Annotated in this window: 2 protein-coding genes; both read left to right on the top strand. The window is 38.8% G+C overall.

Going from position 1 to position 4,963, the window contains the following annotated elements; genetic code table 11:
• Window positions 1-204 precede the first annotated feature (204 nt).
• A complete protein-coding gene (locus R2S57_RS30135; RefSeq protein WP_316848614.1) occupies window positions 205-3,378 on the top strand; it encodes a TonB-dependent receptor in 3,174 nt (1,057 codons plus the stop codon).
• Window positions 3,379-3,404: 26 nt separating this feature from the next.
• Window positions 3,405-4,913 (top strand): RagB/SusD family nutrient uptake outer membrane protein, encoded by a 1,509-nt coding sequence (locus R2S57_RS30130; RefSeq protein WP_316848613.1) that lies wholly within the window; start codon window positions 3,405-3,407, stop codon window positions 4,911-4,913.
• The last annotated feature ends 50 nt before the right edge of the window (window positions 4,914-4,963 follow it).

Genomic DNA, 4,963 nt, shown 5'->3' with positions numbered 1-4,963 from the left:
CAAAACTTGCCTCTCTTTTTTTATTAAATTTACTTTTGAAAATGAAGATCTTATGAATTTTGTTGTTAATAGGGCTTTTTGTGTAATCTTAATGTCATTTTATTTGAGCTAAAAATAGATTCATTTGTAATATTTAAATTACACAGTAATATTTTCTATAAATTAGTTGCCTTAAATATTTAATCAAACAACTAATTTAAATTCATGAAAAAACTTTTACAAAGTTTGTTCGTGCTTTTGTTCATCGCATTTAACGCGATGGCTCAGGAACGGACAATTACAGGAACAGTAACGTCTACTGAGGATAATATTCCTCTTCCAGGTGTTAGTGTAAAAGCCGTTGGGTCACAAGCTGTGGCCATAACTGGCGGAGACGGAAAATACTCTCTTAGGATCAGTTCTTCCGTTACAGCAATCCAGTTTTCTTATATTGGATTTACATCCAGAACAGTTAACGTTACCTCTGCTGGTAGTTTGAGTGTTGGACTTAATCCCGATTCAAAAAGTCTTGCCGATGTGGTGGTCGTTGCTTATGGTACGCAGAAAAAAGAATCTATTACGGGTTCTGTTTCTAGTATTAGTTCGAAAGAGTTAGAAAAAAGAACGGTTACCAACTTAACCGCTGCTTTACAAGGCTCTGCACCAGGTATTTCTGTAAGTGCCTCTAACGGACAACCAGGTAACAATGCTGCAATTAGAATCCGTGGTTTTGGCTCTCTTTCTTCGTCTAACAGCCCCTTAATTGTGTTGGATGGTGCGGTTTATGACGGTAGCATTGGTGATATCAATCAGAATGACATTGAAAGCATTTCGACGTTGAAAGATGCGTCTTCATCTGCACTGTATGGTGCAAGGGGTGCAAATGGTGTAATCATTGTAACCACTAAAAAAGGAAAAGGTGGTGATCCATCTATTAATGCTAGCTTCAGTCAGGGCTGGTCTACAAGAGGAATTCCTGAATATGATCGTTTAAATGCATATGAGTATTTTCCAGCAGTTTGGCAGGGAATCAAGAATAACTTTATGTATACTGCTTCCACTAAGTTAACAGATGCGGCTGCTTCAGCTAGAGCAAGTGCCGATGTGGCAACCAATTTAATATACAACCCTTTTAATGTTCCGGCAAACCAATTGGTTGGTTTAGATGGAAAGTTGAATCCAAACGCTTCACTTTTGTATGATGATTTCGATTGGTATAAGGCGATGGAGCGAACTGGTAAAAGAACTGATGCTAACATCAGCACTTCAGGAAGTACTGAGAAGTCTGATTATTTATTTTCATTAGGATATTTAAATGATCAGGGTTTTATTTTGAAATCAGATTTCCGTCGTTTCAATGCAAGGGTTAATGTTAATACAAGGTTAAAGCCTTGGTTAAGAACAGGATTGAACTTATCTGGAACAATGTCTGATGCAAATATCGCATCCGATGCCTCAACCGGTAATGGCGCTAGTTTTGTTAACGCATTCCAATTTGCCCGTGCGATTGGACCTATTTACCCGGTTCATGCGTTCGATGCTACAGGAAATCCAGTTATGAATACGGTTACAGGCGAGCAATGGTATGATTATGGTATTCATCCTGGCGCTATTAATCGCCCCGCAGGTGCATCACCCGGACGTAATGTTGTTTATGAAACGATGCTAAATGATAACGCGTTCAAAAGAACATTGATCAGTGCGAGGTCATTCATTGAAGTGAAATTCTTAAAGGACTTTACTTTCACGCCAAACATTAGCATGGATTTAAGGAATAATACTGCAGATCAATTCCAGAATTCGCTGGTGGGAGATGGCGCAGGTAGCAATGGTACTAAATCTCAAAGTACCAATACAATCACCTCTTATACTTTCAACCAATTACTTAGCTATAATAAAACAGTTGGATTGCACACATTTTCTGCCTTAGCTGGTCATGAAAATTACAGTTACAGGTTCCGTACTTTTTCTGCGGATAGAAACAACCTTATTGCTCGTGGAAATACAGAATTTCCTAATTTTGTAACTGCTGTAGGTTCATCAGGTAGAGCAGATAATGACCGGATTGAATCTTATCTTTCTAAGTTTTCTTACAATTACGACGACAAATATTTCTTAGACGCATCTCTCAGACGTGATGCTTCATCCAGATTTGCGCCTCAGAGCAGGTGGGGAACATTCTTCTCTGTGGGTGGATCATGGGCCATCAAAAAAGAGAGTTTCTTAAAAGAATCAAGTTGGATTGATGATTTACGACTTAAAGTTTCTTACGGCCAGGTTGGTAATAATGCGCTTCTACAAACTGACGGTACCGCGAACTATTATGGTGATCGTGCATTCTTCGATTTGGGCTTAAACTCTAATACTGAAGGAGGCGTGCTTTTAGCATCGGTAGCTACCCCTGATTTGAGCTGGGAGAAACAAAATACATTGAATACAGGACTTAGCTTTTCATTCTTCGGAAGAAGACTGTTTGGAGAGCTGGAGTTCTATAATAAAAACGTAAATGACTTGATTTTCAGCATACCACAACCTTTGTCGGCAGCTGTTCCATTTAAGTCTATGAATACAGGTTCGATGTACAACAGAGGTGTCGAATTACAATTAGGAGCAGACATTTTGAGATCGAAAGATTTTAATTGGAATATCATTACCAATTGGACTGTGTTCAAAAATAGAATCACTGAATTACCGGTTGAAACACCGCAAATTATCAGTGGTACAAAAAGAAGAGAAGTTGGTCATAGTATTTATGACTATTGGTTGAGGCAATATGCAGGCGTTGATCCTACTGATGGATCTGCTTTATATATCCCGGCAGATGGTACATTACCTGCCAACATCAGGACAGTAAATGGTGTTCAGTATGTAACTACTCAATCTAATGCTAAATTTGACTATTCAGGTTCGGCTATTCCAGACTTGATCGGTTCGGTAAGCAACACCTTCAGGTACCAGGATTGGTCATTATCTTTCCTGATCAATTATCAGATTGGTGGTAAAGCTTACGATAGTGTTTATCAGGGATTGATGAGTACTGGTTCTTACGGAGGTGCGCTTCATAAAGATATTTTAAACTCATGGACACAGAGTAACACTTCATCTGATATTCCCAGAGCAGATTATGGCAACTCAACCAATATCAATGCAACTTCTTCAAGATGGTTGATCGATGCTTCATATTGGAACATCCGCAATATCAACTTAGCTTACAATTTGCCACAAAGCTGGTTAGGCAAGATAGATGTTAAAAACGCACGTTTATTTGTTACTGCAGAAAATTTATACCTGCATTCGAAAAGAAAAGGTTTAAACCCAAGCGAAGCATTTGATGGTGTTAATGCTAATACCTATCCTCAGGGCCGTAGTATTAGTGTTGGTATAAACTTATCATTATAATATTAGAAATTAGTGAAGAAAGAGATATGAAAAAGATTTTAATATTTGCAGTTTTATTGGCTGTTTTAATTGCGCCAAGCTGTAAAAAGGAATACCTTCAAACTCAGCCAACCAATCAGGTAAGCTTAGAAGAGGTTTTTTCTACCACAACAAATGCCACAGCGGTGCTTAATGGTATTTATTCCTATATGTTCACAAGAACAACAACAACAACAACCAATGCTCAAGGCAAGCCAGGGGTTGGGGGTATATTATTAGGAATAGATTTTATGGGAGAGGATTTGCATCAGGCAGCTGCTACATGGTTTACCTCAACTGGGGAAGGTAATTACCAGGCTCCCCGCATCGATACCCACCCAAGTAACCTTTATTATTACCGTACATTTTACCGTATGATTAATAATGCCAACTATTTGTTAGAATATATTGATGCTGCTACGGGATCGGACGCAGATAAAAATAGAATTAAAGCTGAGGCCTATACCATTAGAGCCTATGCTTACTCTTACCTGGTTCAATTTTATGGCACCAGATACAATGCTGCAGCAAAACCAAATAATCAACTGGCCGTTCCTTTGGTATTGACTGTAGCTGATGTAGCTAAGCCACGTGTTTCGGTAGAGCAGATTTATACCCAAATCATTTCTGATTTGGATAAAGCAATTGCTTTAAACCTAACTGCTAAAGTGAACAAAACCCATGCTGATGTTTGGGTGGCGAAAGGCTTAAGGGCAAGAGTAGCCTTAACCATGCAGGATTATCCAAATGCGATTAAATATGCTAAAGAGGTAATCGATGGTGGAAAATATCCTTTAATGAGCCAGGCCGATTATCAAAGTGGTTTTAATAACAATAGCTTATCTGAGTTTATGTGGTGTGCGATGCCAACTACAGAGCAAGGTGATACTTTTGGATCTTTTTATGCGCAGATTGCCTACAATGCGAATACCACTTATATGAGAGGTACACCTAAAATGATCAACTCAGCATTGTATAATCAAATTTCTCCAACGGATGTGAGAAAGAAAATGTGGGAGCCAGCACCAACAGCAGCGAACTTTCCCCTACCTACAACTGCTTTCACGAGAAGAAATTACATGAGCAGAAAGTTTTCAGTTAAAACAGTAGGTGATCCATCATTAGGAGATACACCTTGGATGAGAAGTGCGGAAATGCATTTAATTCTTGCTGAAGCTTATGCGAGAAGTACCCAGGACGGATTGGCACAAGCAGCGTTATTTGCTTTAGTTTCTAAAAGAGATTTAAGCGCTGTGCAGAGCACTAACATAGGTACAGCTCTTGTAGATGAGATCATGGTTAACCGTAGGGTTGAACTTTGGGGCGAAGGTTTTCGATATCTGGATCTGAAACGCCTAAACTTGCCATTGGATAGAACAATAGCAAATGTTCCAAATTACATATCTACTTCAGTAGCAGAGGTAACCTCAATCCCAGCTGGAGATGTAAGATTCTTGTTCCTGATCCCTCGTGATGAGATTAATGCAAATCCAAACATTGGACCTCAAAATCCGTAATGTTTATCGTAATATTCTAAAAGAAGGGCTATTTTTATAGCCCTTCTTTT

Source organism: Pedobacter psychrodurus, assembly GCF_032678585.1.
GTDB lineage: Bacteria > Bacteroidota > Bacteroidia > Sphingobacteriales > Sphingobacteriaceae > Pedobacter > Pedobacter psychrodurus_A.
The sequence above is the reverse complement of the archived record's forward strand: the minus strand, read 5'-3'. Positions and strand labels throughout refer to the sequence as shown.

Excerpts from the sequence above, each read along its gene's own strand:
- R2S57_RS30135 (WP_316848614.1), top strand. The coding sequence starts at position 205 with ATGAAAAAACTTTTACAAAGTTTGTTCGTGCTTTTGTTCATCGCATTT.
- R2S57_RS30130 (WP_316848613.1), top strand. The coding sequence starts at position 3,405 with ATGAAAAAGATTTTAATATTTGCAGTTTTATTGGCTGTTTTAATTGCG.